Origin of the sequence: Staphylococcus sp. EG-SA-10, from assembly GCF_017151945.1 — a bacterium.
Classification (GTDB): domain Bacteria; phylum Bacillota; class Bacilli; order Staphylococcales; family Staphylococcaceae; genus Staphylococcus; species Staphylococcus aureus.
Genome location: NZ_JACVZJ010000062.1, coordinates 1 through 296, shown reverse-complemented (window position 1 = coordinate 296; position 296 = coordinate 1). Strand labels below are relative to the sequence as shown.

The following is a 296-nucleotide window of genomic DNA, read 5'->3' as shown; positions in this document are numbered from 1 at the left end:
TCTGGTGACTATAGCAAGGAGGTCACACCTGTTCCCATGCCGAACACAGAAGTTAAGCTCCTTAGCGTCGATGGTAGTCGAACTTACGTTCCGCTAGAGTAGAACGTTGCCAGGCAAGTTGAGACCGCAAGGTCTCTTTTTTTATGTCTAAAACGCCAAAATAAAAGTTAACACAAAGAAAAATGGCTTGGCGAAGTGAAAACGTTTGAATCTGACGAAACGAGAAAAGAGCGCAACGAGTTTAGTAGAGCTAAATGAGTAAGCGAGAGCCGAAGGAGAGGAAAGAAGCAAGCGAT

General features: G+C 44.6%; 1 rRNA gene. It reads left to right on the top strand.

What is annotated here, in order from left to right:
* Nucleotides 1–115: ribosomal RNA gene (rrf, locus tag IDG45_RS13790) — 5S ribosomal RNA — on the top strand.
* Nucleotides 116–296 lie beyond the last annotated feature (181 nt).